This window comes from Flammeovirga kamogawensis, assembly GCF_018736065.1.
Classification (GTDB): domain Bacteria; phylum Bacteroidota; class Bacteroidia; order Cytophagales; family Flammeovirgaceae; genus Flammeovirga; species Flammeovirga kamogawensis.
The window spans coordinates 3,932,086-3,954,233 of the sequence record NZ_CP076128.1; the positions used below are offsets into that span (position 1 = coordinate 3,932,086).

A 22,148-nucleotide genomic window follows, 5' to 3' on the forward strand; every position below is an offset into this window, starting at 1 on the left:
TAGTTGAATACATTTAAACTAATTCAGAAGCTTCTGCTTTGTGTTTCGGTTTAGAAGTAGATTTAGTGTTTTTGAAATCTTTAAATCTTCTTACTGTAGAAATACCAGTACCTAGACCTAGTAAAAGAGTACCAATCCAAAGGATACTTATAAAAGGTTTTTCAATTGCTTTCATAATAACCCAATCTTTTTGAGTAGTATCAGCAGAAAAGATAAATGCATTTTCCTTGGGTTTAATTTCAGTTAAAGATACTCTTAAACCTAATTCTCTATTCACAGAAGGAACAATTCCTGCATCCCAATCTTCTTGAACACCACCCATACCCATACGTTTTACTTTAGTAAGTATATAAGATGGTTTTAAGTCGATACTTTTATTATTACCTACAAGTACTCTTAAGTTGGCTTCTAATGCTACATCGTCATCTTTGATTGTGTAACCAGGAGCTTTTTTAAGAGGAGTGACTCCATCAAAAATAACTACATAGTCATTTAAGAAAACCGTATCACCAATAGACATTGTCATTGGGTCTTGAGCAGTCCATTCAACTTCGTCTTCGTCAACCGCAAGGTTAGTGATATGTGTGTACATATCTTTATTCCAAAATGTAGCAATATCAGGAGAAGGAATAGGTCCCATTTGTTCATTATCTTGAACTCTTGGAAAGAGTGAGAAAGATTTTCCTTTGTCATCAGTATATTCAATTTCATAATAGATATTCTCATTATAAATTTGAATTTCATCACCAACTTCTGCTACTGTTTCGCCATTCACTATAATATCGTCAATTACGATAGCGTGATATGGATCGTTGATTTTTGATTTAACCTTTTCTTTGTCGAAGTAACCATCAATATCTCTAGAAGTTAATCTAGGTCCTTTATATGTAAGGTTATATTGATTCATTTTTTTAGCATGTCCTCTAAATAAAAGAACATTTTCTTTATTCATTTCTTCAGGAAATTCACTGTTATAAATTCTACCTGATAGGTTTAACGAAATAACCTTTTCAAACCCTGAAGAACTTAGAATACCTAGTAACATAAGTGCTGCACCAATATGCGAAATAGCACCTCCTGAAATAGCTATTTTCATTTTAGTAAACCTAGTTAAAACATGAAGGTTAGCTACGATACTAAAAATTGAAGCAGTAAGTAATACTATATATGATGGTTGGTGTACATTACCTAATATTATAAATGAGGCTGCTATTAGTAGTGTAACTACATATGGAGCAGATAATGTAGACCAAATATTTTCTTTATTAAGACGTTTCCAATAAAAGAATTGCGTTGTACCAGAAACTAAAGCAACAGCTACAGAGAACCATAATTGAAATTTAGTATAGAAAGTAACTGCATCAGCTGGAGGAGCGAGGTTAGATTCTATACCTAAATTTGATAATAATGCATTCCATGCAGGGATTGAAGTTGGTACAAGGACCTGGAAACTCATCAATACAAGGATAGTTGATCCAATAAATATCCAAAATTCAGAACTATAAACACTTGGTTCTTCTTTATCGCTAGGCATATCTTTCCACCTAACAATGAAAAGAACAATAGCAATAGCAGTAAAAAATAAAAGATACAATAATAGCTGACCAGATAACCCAAGATCTGTAAATGAATGGACAGATGCTTCGCCTAAAACGCCACTTCTTGTTAAGAATGTAGAATATAAAATAAGAATAAACGCACCAACAAGTAATATCATACTTGATTTTAATGCAGTTTTACTTTTTTGTTGTACCAACATTAGGTGTAAACCAGCTAAAAGGATTAACCAAGGAACATACACGGCATTTTCTACAGGGTCCCAGTTCCAATAACCACCAAAATTAAGAGTTTCATATGCCCAATAAGCACCCATCATAATTCCGATACCTAATACACAAACAGCTAATACAACCCACCCCATTGCTGGTTTTACCCACTCAGAATATTTCTTTTGTATTAAACCTGCAATAACATATGCGAAAGGAACAATACACAATGCAAATCCCATAAATAATGTTGGAGGGTGAATGACCATCCAAATATTTTGAAGTAGTGGATTTAAACCTGTACCATCTTCAGGAACAAAGTCTGGATTAGTAGCAAAAACAGGAGCTTCAATAGCGTCTCTTAGAAGAATAAAAGGAGATGACCCAATTTTATTTCCAAAAATCGTGATACCTAATACCATAGAAACTAAAAAGGCTTGTACAGCTGCAATAATAAACATTACATTAGCTTCCCATTCGTCAGACCTTTTAATAACAAAAATACTGATTAGTACATGCCAAAATGCCCAAACAAGAAAACTACCTTCTTGTCCTTCCCAGAAACTAGAAACAATATAATAAACAGGTAAATTATCAGAAGAGTGACTCCAAACATAGTGGTATTCATAGTAATGATTAAAAATCATATAAAATAGAATACACACAATACCAAAAATTGAAAAACCATGAACTATAAATGTGCCACGTGCTAATTTTTTCCAATTTTGACGTTCAAGCTCATTTTTTTCAATGGCAGTAATACGGTATGCAATTGCAGAAATTATTGCACCTACAAAAGCTATGATGATAGAAATATGCCCTAAATCACCGATAAATGAGTGGATCATTATAAAATTTAATTTTGAATAAAAGGTAGTTATTGACCTTAATCAGCAAAATTACAAAAGACCACTGTTATCTTCTAATTGTGAGTGACTATTAACTTTCCTTTTATAATAAAAAATAGATTTATTATTACTTTATCACTACAATAATTTTTTAGTCTTCTTGTTCGAAAGGTAAAAAGATAGAATGTCCTTCAACTACTTGAGGGTTAAATTCTTGAATAAGTTGAATACCTTCTTTCTCATTCTCATAATACATTTTGGCAACGTAACTAAGTGTTTCTCCTTTTTGAAGTAGATGACTACCTTTTACGGGAACAATAAACCAATTTTCGTCCATCACCACTTTTGATTCGATAGCTAATGGATTATAAATATTAAATTTATCAGCAACTTGTGTTCGGTTAAATTTACTTCTAGTATCTCTAAACAATGCATACATTCTGTACCTTTCGTTGTCTAAAGCATCAAAGTTTCTCTCAGATATTGATTTAATATGTTGCCTTTGATAACGGTTATATGATTCTATGATTTTATCAGACTTCTCAATTTTCTTTTTAAGTAAAGCAATCTCTTTATTTTTTTCTTTTAGTTCCCCTTTCCAATTGCTTTTGTTTTGATTGTACATTATTCCAATCAGTAATGCGAATAGAACAAAACCAATAAAGTTGTAGATGGTGTTTTTTTGTTGACTTGGGTTTGCTAAACGTTCGTTTACTTCTCTTTCGTTAGGGAAGACATCAGATAAAGCTTTTTCTCTATGTCTACTAGGTGTGTTATCACGTAAAAACTCACAAGGTAAAACTGATGCAACTAAAGTTTCATTTTCCACAGAGGAATTAGAGATTAATCTCTCTGCAACTTCTTGTGGTAATGAAGAAGAAAATATCTCCTTTAATAACTTGGGATCAGTATTAAAAAATAAGGATGCGTTTGCAATAATCAGCTGATCATCTTCTTTTAATAAAAAGGGAGGAACAACAGTACTCACTTTATTATGAGGAGGTGAAAGGAACCTTCCTTGTCTATAGACAAAAACACGAAGCTTTCCATTTCTTGAATGCCACATTCTTCGATCTTTTAGATAAATCAAAGTGTGATCAACTCCATTGTTTTCTTTTACTATTTTAGCTGCATTTTTTAAAGAAACCTGTGGTTTACTACTTTCTTTAAAAGCTGTCTCAATATGATTTTTTTGATGTGAAGAGAAGTCCTCTTCAGCAATGCAAGTACCAAAAATTAAGCTGTCAGAACTAGTTTCTTTAATCCAAACCGTTGATTTCTGATTGTCTGATGAATTAAAGCCTAAGGTATATTTTTGAAATGTATTGATAGTCATTCTACATTATAAAGGAATAAGCAGTTAGTTTGAATTGCTTATTGAAAATAAATATTCAACTCTCCTGTTTTCAAGATGCTTTAAGTTAGAACATTTTACATTATTCTTACACTCATTTAGTAATAAGTTTTCACCAAAACCATTAGCATTTATCCTATAAGGAGATACACCTTGTAAAATTAAGTAGTTTTTGATAGATTCTGCTTGTTCTTTAGATTTTTTTAGATTGAATTCATCATCACCTCTAGAATCAGTATGACATTCAATAGTAACTTTTAGGTTTTTATCAGATTTTAATTCTACAGCAAGAGTGTTTAGTTCAGATTTTCCTTCTGTTGATAGTTCACCAGTATTAATATCAAATGGAAATTTAGGAAGTCTTTTTCTATAATTAGTTAATAGAATATCAATATTAGTTGACTTTTGTTCTATAGTAACTTTTTCATCATAGAGAACATAATTCTTATTAGAAATTACTTTTATTTCATATTCACCTGTAGATTCTAATAATGTGTGAAAATTATTAGAAATATCAGGAAGGAACAAGGTTGTTTTATGTTGAATATTATGAATATAAAGTCTAAGAAGTTCTTTGTCGTTATTTACAATTGTACCATTTAAAGTAAGTAACCCGTCACCTTTAATTAAATTTGATTGAATACTTATTTTTTGATTTTCTTTTGCATCTGTAGCATGGATAATTAGAGGTTTATCAACAGATTTCCAGCCAGATTTAAAATATGCAACTTGGTAATTATTATCTACAGGTAATTGGAATTGGTATTTACCTTCTTTATTCGATTTTGTAGATGAAATTTGTTCTAACCGAATTTTACTACTCTTTTTATTTTGATTAAGGGCATAAACTATCACTTCTACGTCATCAATATGTTTACCTTTATCGGAGTTAATTCTTCCTATTATAGTAAATTGATTATCAGTTTGTGCATAGACTGACGTAAGACTAAGGACTAAAATGAAAAAATATATTGTAATCCCTCTAATCATAAGCTTAATTTATTGAAGATCAATATTTAAAAAAGCATCTTTTATACATTGTACCAAACAATGCTGAAATTAAGATCGTTTTCTAATTGAGTAAGAAAAATAGGTGTTTTACACAACTTATTTTATTAACAAACGTTTATATTTTGTATATTTGACTTTTAAAACTTCATTTAATACCAAATCTAATCGGTATTTATATTATGCGATTTACTCATTTACTTACTAAAAACCCTTTGTGCTACTTTTTGCTATTTATCTCATCAATTACTTTAGCAGAAAATAAAGAATTTACACTAAAAGGCCTTTACCTAGATAGTAAAACCGGTAATACGGTTGAAGGTGTTAAGGTTTGTGTAGAGAATACCAAAAGTGGTGCCAAGACTACAATTTATACAGATCAGGAAGGTAAATTCGTTATTACCTTAAATGATGAATCTGATTTTACAGTACATGGAACAAAACCAAAGTACTTTGATCAGTTAATGCATTCATTTTCTACGGTTGGTTTATCAACTGATGAGGAAATTGATGTTACGTATACTATTGATGAGGTGAAACTCAATGAAACTTATGTTTTTTCAAATTTAGAATTTGAAATCAATAGCCATTATAAAATCACTAAAGGAGAAGAACATATACAAATATTAAGTGATTTAATGAAAGCATTCTCCAATGTTAAAGTGACTGTTAAAGTACATTCTGATTCTAGAGGATCTGATGAGTATAATAAAGAAGTTACTCAAAGAAGAGCTGAATACATTAAAGAACTTTTAATGGCAGAGAAAAATTTAGCATCACACATTAATGCGGTGGGAGTAGGTGAAGATGAACTTATAAATAAATGTGACAATGGTGTTAAATGTTCCAATTCAATGCATTTACAAAACAGAAGAGTAGAATTTATATTAGAGCGTATCTAATTATATTATAGCATTTATAAAAACAAAAGCCCTTTCTAAATAAATTAGAAAGGGCTTTTGTGTATAGAAACAATACTTTATGCTTTTACTAAAAGCTTAGATAATGTTTCTCCAATATCAGCAGGAGATTTTGAAACCGCAATTCCACACTCTGCCATTATACGCATTTTTGCTTCAGCAGTGTCGTCTTCGCCGCCAACAATAGCACCAGCATGACCCATTCTTCTACCTTTTGGAGCAGTTTGACCTGCAATAAAACCAACAACAGGTTTTGGATTACCTTGTTCTTGGATCCATTTAGAAGCTTCAGCCTCATAGTTACCACCGATCTCACCAATCATAACGATTGCTTCTGTATCAGGGTCAGCCATTAATAACTGTACAGCTTCTTTAGTAGATGTTCCAATAATTGGATCACCACCAATACCAATTGCAGTTGAGATACCGAAACCTGCTTTTACAATTTGATCTGCTGCTTCGTACGTTAAAGTTCCAGATTTAGAAACGATACCTACTTTACCTGGAGAGAAAATAAAGCCTGGCATAATACCAACTTTAGCTTCACCTGGAGTAATAACACCTGGACAGTTAGGTCCGATAAGTGTTACATCTTTACCTGTTAAGTAGTTTTTCGCTTTTACCATATCTGCAACAGGAATCCCTTCAGTAATTGCAATAATTACTTTGATTCCAGCATCAGCAGCTTCCATAATTGCATCAGCAGCAAAAGCTGGTGGTACAAAAATGATAGAAACATTAGCACCTGCTTGAGTTACTGCGTCAGATACAGTATTAAATACAGGACGATCTAGGTGAGTTTGTCCTCCTTTACCTGGAGTAACTCCACCTACTACATTTGTGCCGTAAGCAATCATTTGCTCGGCGTGGAAACTGCCCTCAGATCCTGTGAATCCTTGAACAATTACTTTTGAGTCTTTATTGACCAATACACTCATGGTTGCAGTTGGTTATTTGTTAGTAAATTTTAATATTACCTTTAAGCTTGCAATTTATACAATAAGATTGTCAATGTGAATAAAGATCATTCTTTTTATTACAAATAATCATTGTAATCTCCTGAATGGGTCAAAAATGCGGTTTTTTTATCGACTTATACCCGAATAAACGAATATGAAAAAGGTTTTTGCACAGTTTTTAGTGATTTTAGTGAGAGCTTATCAACTTTTAATCTCTCCATATACACCTTCATCATGTAGATATTCACCTACATGTTCCGAGTATACAATCCAAGCTTTAAAAAAGCATGGATTAATAAAAGGAGGTAAGTTAGCTTTTAAAAGAATAAAGAGTTGCCACCCATGGGGAGGTAGTGGATATGACCCAGTACCATAAATTCACAGAAATTGAAGTAGTAAAAATTAGAAATTAACTCCTAAAATCAGTAAATTTGGATTGAAAAATACAAATGTAATTATTCAATCAAATAATATTATTTTATGAAGTTTGTTTCTTTTAGAAATGTAATAGCTTCTGTTCTATTAGCAAGTATTTCTTCTGTCACAGCATTAGCACAGGAGCCAGGGATTGTAGATGGTACAAATTTAAAAGTTGTTCATCAAGTAAAAACAACACCTGTAAAGAGTCAAGGAAGAACAGGTACATGTTGGAGTTTTTCAACAACCTCTTTTATTGAGTCTGAATTAATGCGTAAAGGAAAAGGAGAATTTGATATTTCGGAGATGTATTTTGTTAGAAATACGTATCCAAACAAAGCAGAAAGGTATGTACGTAGGCATGGTAAAACCCAATTTGGAGAAGGTGGCTTAGCACATGATGTTATGCATATTATCTCAGAAAAAGGGTTTGTTCCAAATGCTGCTTATGATGGTAAAAATGGTTCGAAAGGACAATATGACCATCAAGAATTATTTGGTGTAATGGAAAGTATGTTGAAAACTTTAGCTTCAGCGTCTTCTGTAACAGACCATTGGAAAGATGCATTAAATGCTGTTTTAGATGCTTACATGGGAGAAACTCCTAAAGAATTTGAAATAGACGGAAAAGAGTATACACCAAAATCTTTTGCAAAAACATTAGATTTTAACCCTAAAGATTATATTGAGTTGACATCATTTACTAGTTATGATGAGTATGCTCCATGTGTATTACAGATACCTGATAATTGGTCGAATGGTATTTATTATAACCTTCCCCTTGATCAATTACAAAGAGTAATGGATAATGCTTTGGATAAAGGGTATTCTTTAGCTTGGGATGGAGATGTTAGCGAAAAATCTTTTTCACACAAAAATGGAAAAGCAACAATAGAAGATAAAAATGGTAAGGAGCCTGTTGTTTCTAAAGAAGCTCGTCAGGAAGCTTATGATTCTTATGCAACAACAGACGATCATCTTATGCATATTGTGGGTGTTGTAAAAGATGATAATGGAAAAAAATATTATGTAACAAAGAATTCATGGGGTGCAAACTCAAATGATTTTGGCGGATATTTATATATGTCAGAAGGATACATCCAAATGAAAACCGTTTCAGTAATGGTTCATAAAGACGCTATACCTAACGATATAAAAAAGAAAATTGGTCTAATTTAATATAGAAAAGAGCTACTCTAAGATTGTGTGCTTAGAGTAGCTTTATTTTGATACATTCGTGCGATGACTTTAAAGAAGAAAAAGTTGATTAACTCTGTTCCTAGAATAATAGAATTAGAAGAACATGGCTCCTATAGTATGGGGTTTTTAACACCCGTACAAGAAATGAAGCAGGTGCCATTTCTTATTAGAAGAGTATTTTGGACGCACGGTGCAAATAAAGAGACTGTTCGTGGAAACCATGCACACAAAGAAACGGAAGAAGTTATTGTTGCTGTAAATGGTACAATTGAGGTAGAGGTTATTCTTGAGGACATGAAACGTCAGGTGTTTTTATTAGATAACCCTTGTCAAGGCTTATATTTGCCTCCACGGGTTTGGCGTACTTTATACTTTAGTAAAGGAGCGATATCTATCACGTTAGCATCTTCAGATTATGACCCAGATGACTATGAAAAAGATATGGTAAATTGGCTGCAAAGAGACTATACTGATGAAAAATTTTATTCCTAAACTAATTTTGGAATAAAAATTGAAATAATAATTGTTAATTGATCACTTAATTATTTATATTGATATTTTTAATTAGGTGATTTTTAGTATTAGATTTTCAATAGAGTATAAGATGATGGACTATTCTAACGAAATAATAAGTACTCTTCAATTTTTTACCATATGACTCGAATACTATTTTACGTGCTTTCTTTTACTTCCATATTAAGCTTTTCTACACTAGAGAACCTTTATGCGCAGGAAGATAAATCTCTTGATCACTACGTTCAAGCAGATGAGTTATATAAACAAAAAAAGTTTAGAGAAGCCATAGATGAATATAGCTTAGCTATTAGTTATGATTCCCTTCAAGAGAATTTTTACTTAAAGAAAGCTAGGTGTCAAGTTATTTTGAATGAGTTTAATAACGCTATTGATACTTTTGTTGAAGGAACAAGACATTTTCCTGAGAATGGATTTATGAATTATCAATTAGCTAGACTTTATTTAAGAAAAGATTACTTTAAAGAATCGATTTTTTATTACGATCAATCTTTTAAATATTTATCTAACCCATCTCAAAGAATTACAGCAAAGAATCAGATAATTATGATGCTCTTTAAAAAAGAAGAGTATAGTAAAATCCGTCCTCATATTGAAGACGTATTATCTGTAGCTGATAATAACTATATCGCATTATATTATTCTGCAAAATTGCATAATATGGATAAAGAATATAATGATGCTGTAGTTGATATTAAAAAAGCTTTGAATTATGTTCCTTCTGACAAACATTCTCAAACAGCTAGATTTTACTACGAATTAGGATATGCTTATTATAACCTAGAGGAGTATGAGAAATTAGCGAATGTATTGTCAAAAGCTAATTATGGTCCTTATAAAAAATTAGTTGCAAAGTTAACACCTGAATATAAGTATTGGATAGCATTGTGCTATTTCCAAATCTATGATTTTGATAAATCAACAAACTTACTTTTCAATGCATTAAAACAAGATCAGAGTAATTTAAAATTACATGAACTGCAAATTAAAATTGCAGAGGTTACTTCAGACAAATCTGAACAGATTAGAAAAGCATACATGATGATTGAAAATCTTGAGGATAAGCAGATGAAGGCTAAAGTGTATGAAGATGTTGCAAACTGGCAATTAAGTTCAGAAAAATTTCAAGAAGCTGTAGTTTCTTGTGATTCGGCTCTTGAATTAGATCCTTACAATTACTTAGTAAAGTATACAAAAGCAGTAGCCTTATTTAAGCAAGATAAGACAGATGAATCTATAGTGGTTTTAGAAGACCTAGTAAAATACAATGGTTTAGATGTGAAAACTAAATCTAAATACTATTTTACTTTAGGGATTGCTGCAATGAAAGAAAATGAATTAGACATTGCTATTAACTCATTTAAAAGTGCAAAACTTGATAAGACTTTTAAAGTTGCAGCTGATGATATTTTAAATTACCTAACTTCTAAAGGAGACAGTATGTAAGCTAGTCTCTATTTTCCCAATTAGAATTTTTATTTTCGTCTTTATCTTTCGAAGGAATAATACCATCGAACGAAGGTGACTTTTTAGGCTTTTCTTTCCATCCTTGAATAGGTATTAAGTAAGAAAAATTCACACCTCCAAACGTAGAATTAGATCTATCAGTAGATGATCTATCTGGCTCTTCAAGAATATTTGTCATACTTGCAGAAAACCTTCCTTCAATTTGAAAATGACCAATTCCAGTAATAATGTTAATACCTGCCCCTCCTGCTAAAGAAACAGCTATAGGGTTGGCTGGCTTGTCGTAATAATCATATGCTTGATTATTAAGATCAGAGAGAACTTGTTTATTTTCTCCTACAAGTATATCTAATTGAGGTCCTACCGTAATAAAAAATTGCAATTTTCCTTTACCTATATATATGTGAGTTAGTAGAGGTACCTGAACATAGTTAAATTGACGTTCATAGACTTCTTCAGTAATATCTTCTTTATTAAATTCTTTATAACCTATTGTAGCGTAATTTATTTCGAACTGAGCTCCAAAGTATTTTTCTGCATTATATTTCATCACAATACCAAAAGTAGGAGCTGTTTCTGCCGATCTATTTACTGCTGGATAAAAACCAACAGAAGAAGAGGTATAACCTCCTTTAATACCTGCGGATATTCTAGCAGGGTCTAGTAAGTTTTTTTGAGCAATAGTAGATTGATTGAATACTACTATTAAAGGAAAAATTAAGAGAAGTGATTTATATATACTACGCATGTAAAATCAAGGTATCTGAATTGAATTTTAGTAAAGATAATTATCTAATACTAATCTTAGTACAATCAATACTAATTTATTAGTTTATCTAGATGATTATTTACTTTTTTAATCACTTGGTTATTCGAAGAATGAAGGACTAAACTCTTTACATTTAGATTTATGTAGAGACTTTAATTTGAAGGGTTTTGCATAAAATAGCCTAAAAATAAAATATTAATCGAACGAAATATCATGTTTATCGAAAAAAGGAAAGCGTTAAGCGAAATAGAAGTAGTGTTTTTAAATATTAACTTATCTTTACAATATGCAAATAAATTTTGTATCTAGGGTTTGACCCTAAGTGAGTTCTTTCTTTCGATAGAATTAACTAAAGGATATTAAAAAATTATTTGGTTTAATTGTTAAGGGGAGAGAAACTCACTGTATTGCAGTGAGTTTCTTTTTTTTATAACGATAAATGATTGTAACTAAACTCCAAAGGATTCGGAAAAAGAAATGTAAATCCAATCTTCTTTTGAATTTTATCAGCATTTACAATTTTAAATGGAGGTGATTTTTCTGTTTCTACAAAAGTAGGAGAAATGTAATCTCCGTATTTAGCAGAATTTTCGTAGACAACTCTTTTAGGAGGGTGTTCAGGAGCAACAACATTAAAAACCTTATTCCAGCTATTATGATCGTTTACATCTAATATATGTAGAATGGCACGAATCGCATCATCTCTAAATACATAGTTTACTGGAATTTCGGCATTATTTAAACCTTCTTTTCCATCAACATATTTTGCAGGAATTCTGTCATAGCCCATTAATCCACCTAAACGTAAAATAGTAGCATCTAAATCAGTATTAATTCTCAGCACTTCTTCAGCAAGAACTACAGATTTTGCTCTAGGTTGTTCAGATGTTTCTGCATTTTCATTAATTTCTTTATTAGTATCCTTATAGACGCCTGTAGAACTCGTATAAATGACTTTATTTACAGGTAACTTCTCTATTTTATCTTTTATTACTTTTATTTGCTCGGCATGGTAAGTCATCATTTTGTGTTGCCCATATCGAGGAGCAATGCAAATAATTACTGCATCTGTATCTAGTAAGTCAGTTAAACCTTTTGGGTCATTACATGTTGGGTCAAACCTTAAGTAGTATGGAGTAGCACCTAAATCGGAAATTAATGATAGTTTTTCTTCTGAACCTACGCTTGCTTTAACATCAAAACCATTCTTGATTAGTTTTTCTACAAGAGGTAGTCCTAGCCATCCGGCGCCAATAACACTTACTCTTTTTATTTCTTTGAAATCCATAGTTTCGTTTAAGTTGGAGATTTTTCTTTCTAGAAAGATAGTTAATCTTCTCGAAATTTAGAATTTTGAATTAATTCTTCATGATTTTCCTTAGTTGAAAGAAATCTAAAATAGTACATAAAACTACTTTAAGTAACGTTTAGTGAGTGCCGGTTCTTGATTTGGAACGTTGCAAAGTGTAATGTGAACGTTTTATTTTTTTGAGTGTCGATTATCATTTTTTTCATCAGTAAAATTGGAATATGAAATGAAAAGTGTGCTCCCAAAACACACAACTTCTGATTAACTAATTTTTATGAATTGAAAATGGAAAAGAACTTTAAACTGTTACTCACTTCTGTCATCTCAATTCTATTTCTCCTACTTAATAATGTAGTAGCAATAGCGCAGGATGGAAAAGAAGTTTATTTGCAAGGGTTCCATTGGGAATCTGCAGACGCCGCCCAAAAAGATTGGTGGCAAGTATTATCATCAAAAGCTAATGCTATTAAAGCAGCCGATATTGATGGTATATGGTTACCACCATCTTCTGATGCAGGAGATAGAGCAGGTTACCTACCAAGAAAATGGTACGATCTAAATTCAAACTATGGTTCTGAAGAAGAACTTAGAGCATTAATATCTCAATTAAATAACCTTGGAGTTATTTCTATTGCAGATATAGTTATTAATCATCGTGTAGGTTGTACAGGTTGGGCAGATTTCTGTGAACCAGCTTTAGGATGTAATGGTATTACTTCTGACGATGAGGTAAACGAACAATTCCCTGGCGAGGGTTGTGGAGATTTTGATACGGGTACTCCTTATAGTGCGGCAAGAGATATAAACCATAGAGATCCAGCTACTCAACAAGCAATTAAGGATTGGATGAATTGGTTAAAATCGGATGTCGGTTACTCTGGGTGGAGATATGACTTTGTACATGGTTTTGCTGCAAATTATTTTGCTGATTATAATAATGCAACATCTCCTTCTATTTCTATTGGAGAAAATTGGACAAGTAATACTCAAGATATTATCAATTGGGTGGATGGTGCTCAAGGTACTTCAACAGCATTTGATTTCCCTTTAAAGTTTGCTTTACATAGTGCTGTTAATGGTAATTATGGAGTCTTGAACAATGGTGGTAAAATGCCGGGTGTAGCAGGAGTTTGGCCTCAGCAATCAGTGACTTTTTTAGAAAATCATGATACAGAGCCAGTAAGACAAGGTGACCATCCAGGAAGTGCATTTCCTAATGATCCTGTTTCTAACTCTCAAGTACTACAAGGTTATGCTTACATATTAACACATGCAGGTGCTCCTATGGTGTTTTATTCTCACCTTTTTGAATATGGTATTTATGATGAAATAGCACAAATGATTGCTATTCGTAAAGCGAATGATATTTCTAAAACAAGTATTGTAAGTATTCAACAAGCAGATGGCAATGGTTATGCAGCAGTAGTTGATAATAAGCTTGCAATGACAATTGGTAATACAAGTTGGAGGCCAAATGGTTCAGGTTGGATTATTCAGGCAGAAGGTCCTGGCTATATGATTTGGGATAAAGGAGTAGGTGTTAATATTGCACCAGCTGTATCAATAGATCCATCTGTCCAACAATCTGATAATCCAATTCAAGTAGCGTTATCAGTAATTGATGATAGAGATTCTAACTTACCTATTTATTATACTTTAGATGGAAGTACTCCTACAGTTAATTCTGCAGTTTATACAGTACCTTTTACTATTAATTCAACAACAACAGTAAAAGCTATATCATTTGATTCAGATAACAAATCGGGTCAGATAGAAAAGAAATTTTATATTGGAGAGCCACTTCCAGTAATGACTGTTTATGTACAAAAACAAGCGGGTTGGGGTACATTATATGCTCATCATTGGGCAGCGTCACCAATTGGATCTGTGGCAGATACAGAATGGCCTGGTATAGAAATGCAACGTGTAGAAGGAACTTCTAATTGGTATTCCGTAGAATTGCCAGGGGCAGAATCTTCAAATTTTGTTTTTCATGATTTTGCAACTAATCAAGATACAGATGTAATTATCTCTGGTACTTCTTGGTATTCGGATGGTGTTATTTCAACAACTTGTACTGGTGGAGATTGTCCTGATGATGTTGAAATTATTACACTTTCTTCTGATCAATCAGATGCTACATTTACAGCTTCTTTTTCTGTAAATCTTTTATCAAATGATGGTGCATCGATTTATTATACAGTTGATGGAACAACTCCATCAACGTCATCTTCTCTTTATACTTCGACTTTAGTTTTTACAGAAACAACAGTTCTTAAGGCAAAAGCATTTAAAGGTAACCTATCTTCTGATGTGATTACTTCAACTTATACAAAAGAAGAAGAGGACAACAATAACAATAATAATAACTCTGGACCAAGTGCTAAAAAAGATAATTTTACTTGGGATAATGCAACAGTTTATTTTACAATGACTGACCGTTTTTATGATGGAGATCCTTCGAATAATAATGAATACAATAGAGGGAAAAACGGTAATGGAGATAATTATACAGACGACTCATCTGCAGGAGAATTCCATGGAGGTGATTTAAAAGGTATGACAGCAAAACTTCGTGAAGGATATTTTGAGTCGATTGGTGTAAACGCAATTTGGATTACATCACCAGTAGAGCAAATGCACGGATGGGTTGGAGGAAGTTCTGATGGATCTTTCCGTCATTATGGATACCATGGTTATTATGCATTAGATTGGTCAGAACTTGATCGTAACATGGGTACGGAAGCTGATTTTCAGGAATTTATTGATGAAGCTCACTCAAGAGGAATCCGTATTGTAGTAGATGTTGTAATGAACCATACGGGTTATGCAACTATGCAAGATATGGAAGAATTTGGTTATGGTACTGTAGATCCATCTTGGAGAGCGTGGCAACCATCAGGAGCTGATTCTTGGCATTCATACCACGAAAAATTTGTAGATTATTCTTCTGGTGGAACATGGATTTCTAAATATTGGGGTCCAGATTGGATGCGTCATCCAGATGTAGCTGGGTACGATGCTTGTTCTTCTGGAGGAGGAATTGATAATTGCGTAGGTTTCTTACCAGATTTAAAAACAGAAGATTTAGCGCCTGTTGGTATTCCTCCTATTCTTGTTACAAAGTGGTCGCAAGAAGGGAAATTGGCAGAGAAAACAGCTGAATTAGATGCGTTCTTTAATGAAACAGGTTTACCTAGAGTTGTATCAAACTATATGATATTCTGGCTTACTGATTGGGTAAGAAAATATGGAATCGATGGTTTTAGAATAGATACAGCAAAACATGTTGAAATGGAGCGTTGGGCTCGTTTAAAACAATATGCAATTGCAGCTTTATCAGCTTGGAAACAAGAGAATCCATCAAAAGCAATGGACAATAAAGAGTTCTGGATGACTGCAGAAGTTTGGGGACATGGTAAGAATAAGTCGAACTATCATACTGATGGTAACTTTAATTCAGTAATCAATTTTAACCTTAAAAATGATGCTCGTGTTGCAAGCAGAGATGCAAGTTCTTTAGAATCATTGTATTCAGAATATGCAACCATTAATGATGATCCTACATGGAACTCATTAAGTTATTTATCATCTCATGATGTTGTTCCATTATTTGATCGTAACTCTTTACATGCGGCAGCACCAGGTTTCTTGTTATTACCAGGTGGTATTCAAATTTTCTACGGAGATGAAACAGGAAGACCGGAAGGGAATTGGAGTGATGCGGAACAAAATACTCGTTCTGAAATGAACTGGGGTAGCTTTAACACAGCTCAGCATGATGTATGGAAAAAGTTAGGTACTTTCCGTAGAGATCACCCGTCTGTTGGTGCTGGTTCTCATAAACAAATAGGAACTGCTCCTTATACTTTTGTACGTGATTATAATAATCCAACAGAACAACTTTCTGATAGAGTTATTGTAGCGGTAGGTGCACAAGGAAATGTTACTTTTGACGTAGCAGATTATTACCCTAATGGAGATACAATTATTGATCATTATACGGGTGCAATGGATATTGTTGAAAATGGATCGGTAACATTTACTGCAGATGCAGAAGGTATTGTTTTATTATATGATAAAAACTACACTTACGTATCTCGTCCAATTGTAAATATCTCACCAGATACACAATATGATGAAACGTCAATTACAGTTTCGATTTCAGCAATTGATGCAGAAGATTCTAATGTAGTCACTTATTACACTACTAATGATAGCGATAATAAAGAGGACTACCTTACTTGGGATGTTTATACAGGTCCTTTTGATTTAATTCAATCAGCAACAGTTAGAGCAGTAGCAGTAAATTCATCAGGACGTACAGGCACTGCAGAGAAAAAATACGCCGTGGGTCAGATTGACCCTATCAACATTTACTTCTACAAACCTGCAGATTGGGGTAGTGCTAATATGCATCATTATGATGCTGTTCCTGTTGGCAGTACTGAAGATACCGCTTGGCCGGGTATTACCATGACCGATGTTGGAAATGGATGGTACCATGCAACTGTAACTGCATTATCTACAGGGATTGTATTTACAGATAATGGTGGAGCTCAATCAGATGATTTATCAAGAACTCAAGATGGGTGGTATAAAGATGGAAGTTGGTCAAATAGTTGCCCTGGCAATTGCCCTGGACCAATGGTACCTACAGTAGCTATCTCTCCAGAAAGTAAAAACTTTCCTACAGGGTCAGGAAATGTTACTATTTCTGCAACTCAAGATGGCGTTATCTACTATACAACAGATGGAACTACACCATCGAGTTCATCATTAGAATATACAGGAATAATAGCTATTAATGGTAATGAAGGAGAAACAGTAACTGTAAAAGCAATAGCTTATAATGCAGAAGGATCTTCTGATATTATCACCGAAGAGTTTACGTTTAATCCTATTCAAACATTTACAATCTACGTAAAAAATTATAGCCATGTTTATTATTGGAACGTAGAAGCAAACGGCACAATTACAGCACCTAATCCAGTAACATGGCCAGGTGTAGCATTACAATCTGCACCTGAAGTTGGCACAGGATGGATGAAGTATGAAGTTGAAGGTGGTACTTGTGCAAATGTTATTTTTACAAATAGCGGAGCTGGAAAAACTGGAGACTTATCAACTTGTGGTAACGAAGGTTTAGGTTATGATAATGGTGCTTGGGTTGAAATTGGTGATGATGAAGTTGCTCCAACAATTGGAATGACTCCAGATAGTGGTATTTATGATGGACGTGTAGCGATTACTATCACAGCATCTGACACTAGAGATAATGCACCATTAGTATATTATACAACTGATGGGTCTACACCAACTACAGCATCCATGTCTGCAGTAACAACTGTATCTTTCGAATTAACTGATTTGGGAGACCATACAGTAAAAGCAATCTCAGTTGATGCTTCAGGGAATACTTCAGCAGTAATATCAAAAACATTTACTGTAAATGAAGTAATTGGAGGTTTTAGGGTATATTTTCAAGGAGCAAGTAACCCGTTAATTCATTATTGGGGTGTAACTCCAGTTGGAGCTATCTCGAGTACAACATGGCCAGGTGTAGCACTTACAGAAAGTGAAAATGGATGGTGGTACTTCGAGTTTCCATCGAATGTAACTGCAACTAATTTATTATTTCATTCTACTTCAGGTTATAAATCAGCTGATTTGACAAGAGATAGAGACGGATGGTTTAAGAATGGACAATGGTATGATGAGGAGCCTCCTCAGCCAGAAGGATTAACTGTTCATTTTAAATCTTCTTGGGGAAATAGTACAAGGATTCATTATTGGAATACATCAAATGGAACCTCATCTACATGGCCTGGAGTTGCAATGATAGATGATGGAAATGGATGGTATTCTTATACAATAAATGGTGCTGCTTCTGCAAGTTTATTATTCCATAATGGTTCTGGGCAGCAAACAGGAGATTTATCTAGAAATCAAGAAGGATGGTACAAAGATGGACAATGGTATGCTACTAATCCAGAAAATAGTGGAGCAAGAACATTTAATTTAGAAGATAAACTTGCTTTATCTGTAAAATTATATCCAACAATAGTTACACATAAAGCAACTTTAGATGTTGTAATAACAGAAGATAATACAAATGCTCTTGTTAAGATATTTGATTTACAAGGAAGACAAGTGATTCCATCTGTAGAACAACTTTTACCTCAAGGTAATAACCAATTAGAACTGAATACGAATGACTTACCTAGTGGTATTCATTTAGTACAAATTCAGATAGGTTCGTACTTAGAAGTAAAGCGAATACTTAAAAAATAAGAATTGTAATTTAAAGAGCACAGAGAGTATCTTTCTGTGCTCTTTTTTTTAATAAAAAGTGTTTTTATAACATTAAAAATAAGATAATTATACTTTTTGTTGATGTTGACAATAATATTATCTAAACTTATAAATCAACTACTAATTTATTTTTTGAGGTCTAATTTTACAACACTACTAACAATGTCTATGAATAATAAAATTACTATTCTATTTATTTTTTCTCTGTGTACTTTTTTTACAAATTACAATTCGCTCGCTCAAACAGATTCTATTACATTCACTATAAAGGAATATCCTGTTTATACACCAAAAACAGCAGCTATCTATTTAGTGACATCGTTAAATGAATGGGCACCAAATGATCCAAATTTTCAGTTAAAGAAAAATGGTAAAGAATATTATATACGTTTACCAAAACAAACAGAAAGCTTTCAGTATAAATTTACCAGAGGTAATTGGAAAAGTGTTGAAGGCAATGATGTTGGTGAAATAAAATCTAATAGAGTTTATGATGCTTCAAGCCCAAACGAAGTTGATATTAAGATTTTATCATGGCAAGATAAAGCAAAACAATTCTTAAATAGAGTACAACTAATAGTTCAAGATGTACCAGAAGAAACTCCTTATGATGCAACTTTATTTGTTACTGGAGATTTTAATAATTGGAGTACAAATGATGTTGAAAGTAAATTAAATAAACATCCTGATGGTAATTACTATATCACATTGCCAATAGGAGTTCAAAAATTTAATTATAAAATAACAAGAGGTTCTTGGGAGTCTGTCGAAGGAAGGGAAAATGGTCGAGCTATTGAGAATAGAGTTTATGATGTAAACGTAGATGGTTGGAAAAAAGAAATTAAGGTAAGTAGTTGGGAAGATCTTTCAGGGAATACGATGACTCCTTATATGTTTTTACTATTACTTGGAGCGTTTCAAGGTATAGTTTTAATACTTTCTATTTTTAGTATTCAAGACAATAACCGTCAAGCAAATTTAATATTGATGGGGTTGATTTTCTTGACATCAATAGCATTAATGTCAAGAGTGGCAATGTACTATAGAGATATGTTCCATGAGTTTCCTAAAGTATATTTAGTACCAGAATTATTACTTTTCCTATATAGTCCATTATTTTATTTCTACATCAAGCAATTAACAGATTCAGAATCTGCACGTAAAGATCTCTTTTATAGGTTTGTTCCTTTTGGAATGCAAATAATTACCTATATACCTTTGTTGGCAATGCCAAATGAAGAATTTATAAACGGTGTTTTAGATAAAGAATTTAATTGGTTATTTAATCTTTTTGGAGGTTTAGGCTTGCTCTTTAATATCTATTATTGGTGGAAATGTAAGCAAGTATTAGATCGTCAGAAAGTAAATAATGTAGAAGTCCTATCAGAAGAAAGAAACTTAAATTATTTGAGCGGTGTAATGGCTGTTTATGCCGGTTGTTTACTTATTTGGGGCATGTTATATATAGTAGGTAGTGCTCATTATTTATTTGATTATAACCCTCAAAATTTAATAGAATTTTTATCGGATACATTATGGTTTATGATTGCAAGTATTTCTTTTGTTATGGGATACTATGCAATGAATCAACCTGAAATATTACGTATATCGGAAGTGATTAATTTCCCTGATAATATTCAAAGTGCAGTAATAAGTTCTGAGAAAGTAGAGCAAGAAGTAGTTAAAGAGTTATCATCAGATCTTATTGCAATAAAAAATGATCTAGCAATTAAAATGGGTGAGGAACGACTTTATGAAAATGCTCGTTTAACATTACCTGATTTAGCAAAAATATTAGAAACAAATACGCATGATTTATCCAAAGTAATTAACGATGGATACAAGAAAAACTTTTATGACTTTGTAAATTCCTATAGGGTGGAAGCGTTTGTAGATGCAGTAAATGGAGATGTAGATAACGAGCTGACTTACTTAGGGCATGCATATAATGTAGGCTTTAATTCTAAAACAGCCTTTAATAGAGCGTTCAAAAAAGAGACGTCAAAAACACCAACACAGTATTTTTCAATGCTAAAAACACTCACAGAGGTCTCAAAATGAGTTGTTTTACTGTTAATCTTACCAAATTAAAAATTAATCTAAATAAAGATAATGCATCATTCATCTTTTCGTGTTAATTTTGTGAGGATTAAACAGTTTTGGGACAAAGAAGACCATGGCATATACTCAGGAAGATATTCTGAAGGCTTTATCAACAGTTGAAGAGCCAGATTTAAAAAAAGATTTAGTAACGCTGAACATGATTCGCGACGTTGAAGTAGAAGGAGACAAAGTGTCTTTTACAGTAGTGTTAACTACACCTGCTTGTCCGTTAAAAGAATTAATCAGAAAGCGTTGCGAAGATGCAATTTACAGGGATGTTGCTGATAATTTAGAGATTACAGTAAACATGACTGCAGAAGTTACATCCATTAAACAAAATGGCCCTGTTTTACCAGGTGTGAAGAATGTAATCGCTATTTCATCTGGTAAAGGTGGTGTCGGTAAATCTACTGTTACAGCAAACTTAGCATTGGCATTAGCCGAAACAGGTGCAAAAGTAGGTGTAATGGATGCCGATATTTATGGTCCTTCTATTCCAACAATGTTTAATTGTGAGAATGCTCAGCCAGGTGTTGTTCAAAGAGGCGATAAAAATATTATTATTCCTATTGAAAAATATGGAGTAAAGTTATTATCAATTGGTTTCTTAACATCACCAGATAATGCTGTTGTTTGGAGAGGTCCAATGGCCAGCTCTGCAATTCGTCAATTCTTTATGGATACAGATTGGGGAGATTTAGATTATTTATTAATTGATTTACCTCCAGGTACAGGTGATATCCATTTATCATTAGTACAAACAGCAAAAGTTACAGGAGCTGTAATTGTAACAACACCTCAAAAAGTAGCATTAGCAGATGCTGTACGTGGTTATAAAATGTTTGCCTCTAAAGATGTAAACGTACCAATTTTGGGTGTGGTAGAAAATATGGCTTATTTTACTCCTGCTGAATTACCAGATAATAAATATTATTTATTTGGGCAAGATGGAGGAAAAACATTTGCACGTAGATATGAGGTGCCATTTTTAGGTGAAATTCCTTTGGTACAAAGTGTTCGTGAAGGTGGAGATGACGGTGTACCTGTAGTAATGGAAGAAGGAAACCCTGCAGGTAAATCGTTTGTGGAGATTGCAGAAGAATTAGCAAGAAATATTGCTATTCGTAACGCTGAGTTACCAGAGACAGATCGAGTAGAGATCAAAACCTGGGAATAATT

At 32.8% G+C, this 22,148-nt stretch carries 14 protein-coding genes; 8 read left to right on the forward strand and 6 right to left on the reverse strand.

The window, feature by feature from the left end:
• Positions 1 to 13: 13 nt before the first annotated feature.
• From ccsA to KM029_RS15955, 3 genes are all read right to left on the reverse strand, one after another.
• Positions 14 to 2,614 (reverse strand): cytochrome c biogenesis protein CcsA, encoded by a 2,601-nt coding sequence (gene ccsA, locus KM029_RS15945; RefSeq protein ID WP_144074188.1) that lies wholly within the window; start codon positions 2,612 to 2,614, stop codon positions 14 to 16.
• A 151-nt stretch (positions 2,615 to 2,765) separates the two neighbouring features.
• A complete protein-coding gene (locus KM029_RS15950) occupies positions 2,766 to 3,950 on the reverse strand; it encodes a hypothetical protein (RefSeq protein ID WP_144074189.1) in 1,185 nt (394 codons plus the stop codon).
• Between the two features lie 24 nt (positions 3,951 to 3,974).
• The gene (locus tag KM029_RS15955) at positions 3,975 to 4,958 is read right to left on the reverse strand and encodes an OmpA family protein (RefSeq protein WP_144074190.1); all 984 of its coding nucleotides are present in this window, start codon (positions 4,956 to 4,958) and stop codon (positions 3,975 to 3,977) included.
• A 200-nt stretch (positions 4,959 to 5,158) separates the two neighbouring features.
• Here KM029_RS15955 and KM029_RS15960 point away from each other — a divergent pair, with 200 nt between their 5' ends.
• Positions 5,159 to 5,878 (forward strand): OmpA family protein, encoded by a 720-nt coding sequence (locus KM029_RS15960; protein WP_144074191.1) that lies wholly within the window; start codon positions 5,159 to 5,161, stop codon positions 5,876 to 5,878.
• Positions 5,879 to 5,955: 77 nt separating this feature from the next.
• On the opposite strand, the gene sucD is transcribed toward KM029_RS15960, so the two are convergent.
• Positions 5,956 to 6,834: a succinate--CoA ligase subunit alpha gene (gene sucD, locus KM029_RS15965; protein WP_144074192.1), complete on the reverse strand. Its 879-nt coding sequence runs from the start codon at positions 6,832 to 6,834 to the stop codon at positions 5,956 to 5,958.
• A gap of 175 nt (positions 6,835 to 7,009) precedes the next feature.
• Here sucD and yidD point away from each other — a divergent pair, with 175 nt between their 5' ends.
• The 4 genes from yidD to KM029_RS15985 all read left to right on the forward strand — a co-directional run bounded on the left by yidD (position 7,010) and on the right by KM029_RS15985 (position 10,452).
• Positions 7,010 to 7,231 carry a membrane protein insertion efficiency factor YidD gene (yidD, locus tag KM029_RS15970; RefSeq protein ID WP_144074193.1) on the forward strand — a complete coding sequence of 74 codons (222 nt, stop codon included), beginning with the start codon at positions 7,010 to 7,012 and terminating at the stop codon, positions 7,229 to 7,231.
• 104 nt (positions 7,232 to 7,335) lie between these two features.
• Positions 7,336 to 8,451 carry a C1 family peptidase gene (locus KM029_RS15975; RefSeq protein WP_144074194.1) on the forward strand — a complete coding sequence of 372 codons (1,116 nt, stop codon included), beginning with the start codon at positions 7,336 to 7,338 and terminating at the stop codon, positions 8,449 to 8,451.
• A 63-nt stretch (positions 8,452 to 8,514) separates the two neighbouring features.
• On the forward strand, positions 8,515 to 8,964 hold the full coding sequence (locus tag KM029_RS15980) for a sugar 3,4-ketoisomerase (protein ID WP_144074195.1): 450 nt from the start codon (positions 8,515 to 8,517) through the stop codon (positions 8,962 to 8,964).
• A 162-nt stretch (positions 8,965 to 9,126) separates the two neighbouring features.
• Entirely contained in the window at positions 9,127 to 10,452 is a 1,326-nt protein-coding gene (locus KM029_RS15985) for a tetratricopeptide repeat protein (RefSeq protein WP_144074196.1), read from the forward strand.
• A 1-nt stretch (position 10,453) separates the two neighbouring features.
• Here KM029_RS15985 and KM029_RS15990 read toward each other — a convergent pair whose 3' ends face one another.
• Together KM029_RS15990 and KM029_RS15995 are read right to left on the reverse strand one after the other, a co-directional pair.
• Positions 10,454 to 11,221, reverse strand: coding sequence for a porin family protein (locus tag KM029_RS15990; RefSeq protein ID WP_144074197.1), 768 nt, complete (start codon positions 11,219 to 11,221; stop codon positions 10,454 to 10,456).
• A 448-nt stretch (positions 11,222 to 11,669) separates the two neighbouring features.
• Positions 11,670 to 12,530, reverse strand: coding sequence for an NAD(P)H-binding protein (locus KM029_RS15995; protein WP_144074198.1), 861 nt, complete (start codon positions 12,528 to 12,530; stop codon positions 11,670 to 11,672).
• 306 nt (positions 12,531 to 12,836) lie between these two features.
• On the opposite strand from KM029_RS15995, the gene KM029_RS16000 reads away from it, so the two are divergent.
• The 3 genes from KM029_RS16000 to KM029_RS16010 all read left to right on the forward strand — a co-directional run bounded on the left by KM029_RS16000 (position 12,837) and on the right by KM029_RS16010 (position 22,146).
• Entirely contained in the window at positions 12,837 to 18,845 is a 6,009-nt protein-coding gene (locus KM029_RS16000; RefSeq protein WP_144074199.1) for a starch-binding protein, read from the forward strand.
• Positions 18,846 to 19,034: 189 nt separating this feature from the next.
• Positions 19,035 to 20,927: a helix-turn-helix domain-containing protein gene (locus tag KM029_RS16005; RefSeq protein ID WP_144074200.1), complete on the forward strand. Its 1,893-nt coding sequence runs from the start codon at positions 19,035 to 19,037 to the stop codon at positions 20,925 to 20,927.
• 115 nt (positions 20,928 to 21,042) lie between these two features.
• Entirely contained in the window at positions 21,043 to 22,146 is a 1,104-nt protein-coding gene (locus KM029_RS16010) for an Mrp/NBP35 family ATP-binding protein (protein ID WP_144074201.1), read from the forward strand.
• Positions 22,147 to 22,148 lie beyond the last annotated feature (2 nt).

Bases quoted from the DNA above. Each gene is read 5' to 3' on its own strand.
- KM029_RS16010 (WP_144074201.1), top strand. From the start codon at position 21,043: ATGGCATATACTCAGGAAGATATTCTGAAGGCTTTATCAACAGTTGAA.
- KM029_RS15980 (WP_144074195.1), top strand. From the start codon at position 8,515: ATGACTTTAAAGAAGAAAAAGTTGATTAACTCTGTTCCTAGAATAATA.
- ccsA (WP_144074188.1), bottom strand. From the start codon at position 2,614: ATGATCCACTCATTTATCGGTGATTTAGGGCATATTTCTATCATCATA.
- KM029_RS15955 (WP_144074190.1), bottom strand. From the start codon at position 4,958: ATGATTAGAGGGATTACAATATATTTTTTCATTTTAGTCCTTAGTCTT.
- KM029_RS16000 (WP_144074199.1), top strand. From the start codon at position 12,837: ATGGAAAAGAACTTTAAACTGTTACTCACTTCTGTCATCTCAATTCTA.
- KM029_RS16005 (WP_144074200.1), top strand. From the start codon at position 19,035: ATGAATAATAAAATTACTATTCTATTTATTTTTTCTCTGTGTACTTTT.
- KM029_RS15985 (WP_144074196.1), top strand. From the start codon at position 9,127: ATGACTCGAATACTATTTTACGTGCTTTCTTTTACTTCCATATTAAGC.
- KM029_RS15990 (WP_144074197.1), bottom strand. From the start codon at position 11,221: ATGCGTAGTATATATAAATCACTTCTCTTAATTTTTCCTTTAATAGTA.
- yidD (WP_144074193.1), top strand. From the start codon at position 7,010: ATGAAAAAGGTTTTTGCACAGTTTTTAGTGATTTTAGTGAGAGCTTAT.
- sucD (WP_144074192.1), bottom strand. From the start codon at position 6,834: ATGAGTGTATTGGTCAATAAAGACTCAAAAGTAATTGTTCAAGGATTC.
- KM029_RS15950 (WP_144074189.1), bottom strand. From the start codon at position 3,950: ATGACTATCAATACATTTCAAAAATATACCTTAGGCTTTAATTCATCA.
- KM029_RS15975 (WP_144074194.1), top strand. From the start codon at position 7,336: ATGAAGTTTGTTTCTTTTAGAAATGTAATAGCTTCTGTTCTATTAGCA.
- KM029_RS15960 (WP_144074191.1), top strand. From the start codon at position 5,159: ATGCGATTTACTCATTTACTTACTAAAAACCCTTTGTGCTACTTTTTG.
- KM029_RS15995 (WP_144074198.1), bottom strand. From the start codon at position 12,530: ATGGATTTCAAAGAAATAAAAAGAGTAAGTGTTATTGGCGCCGGATGG.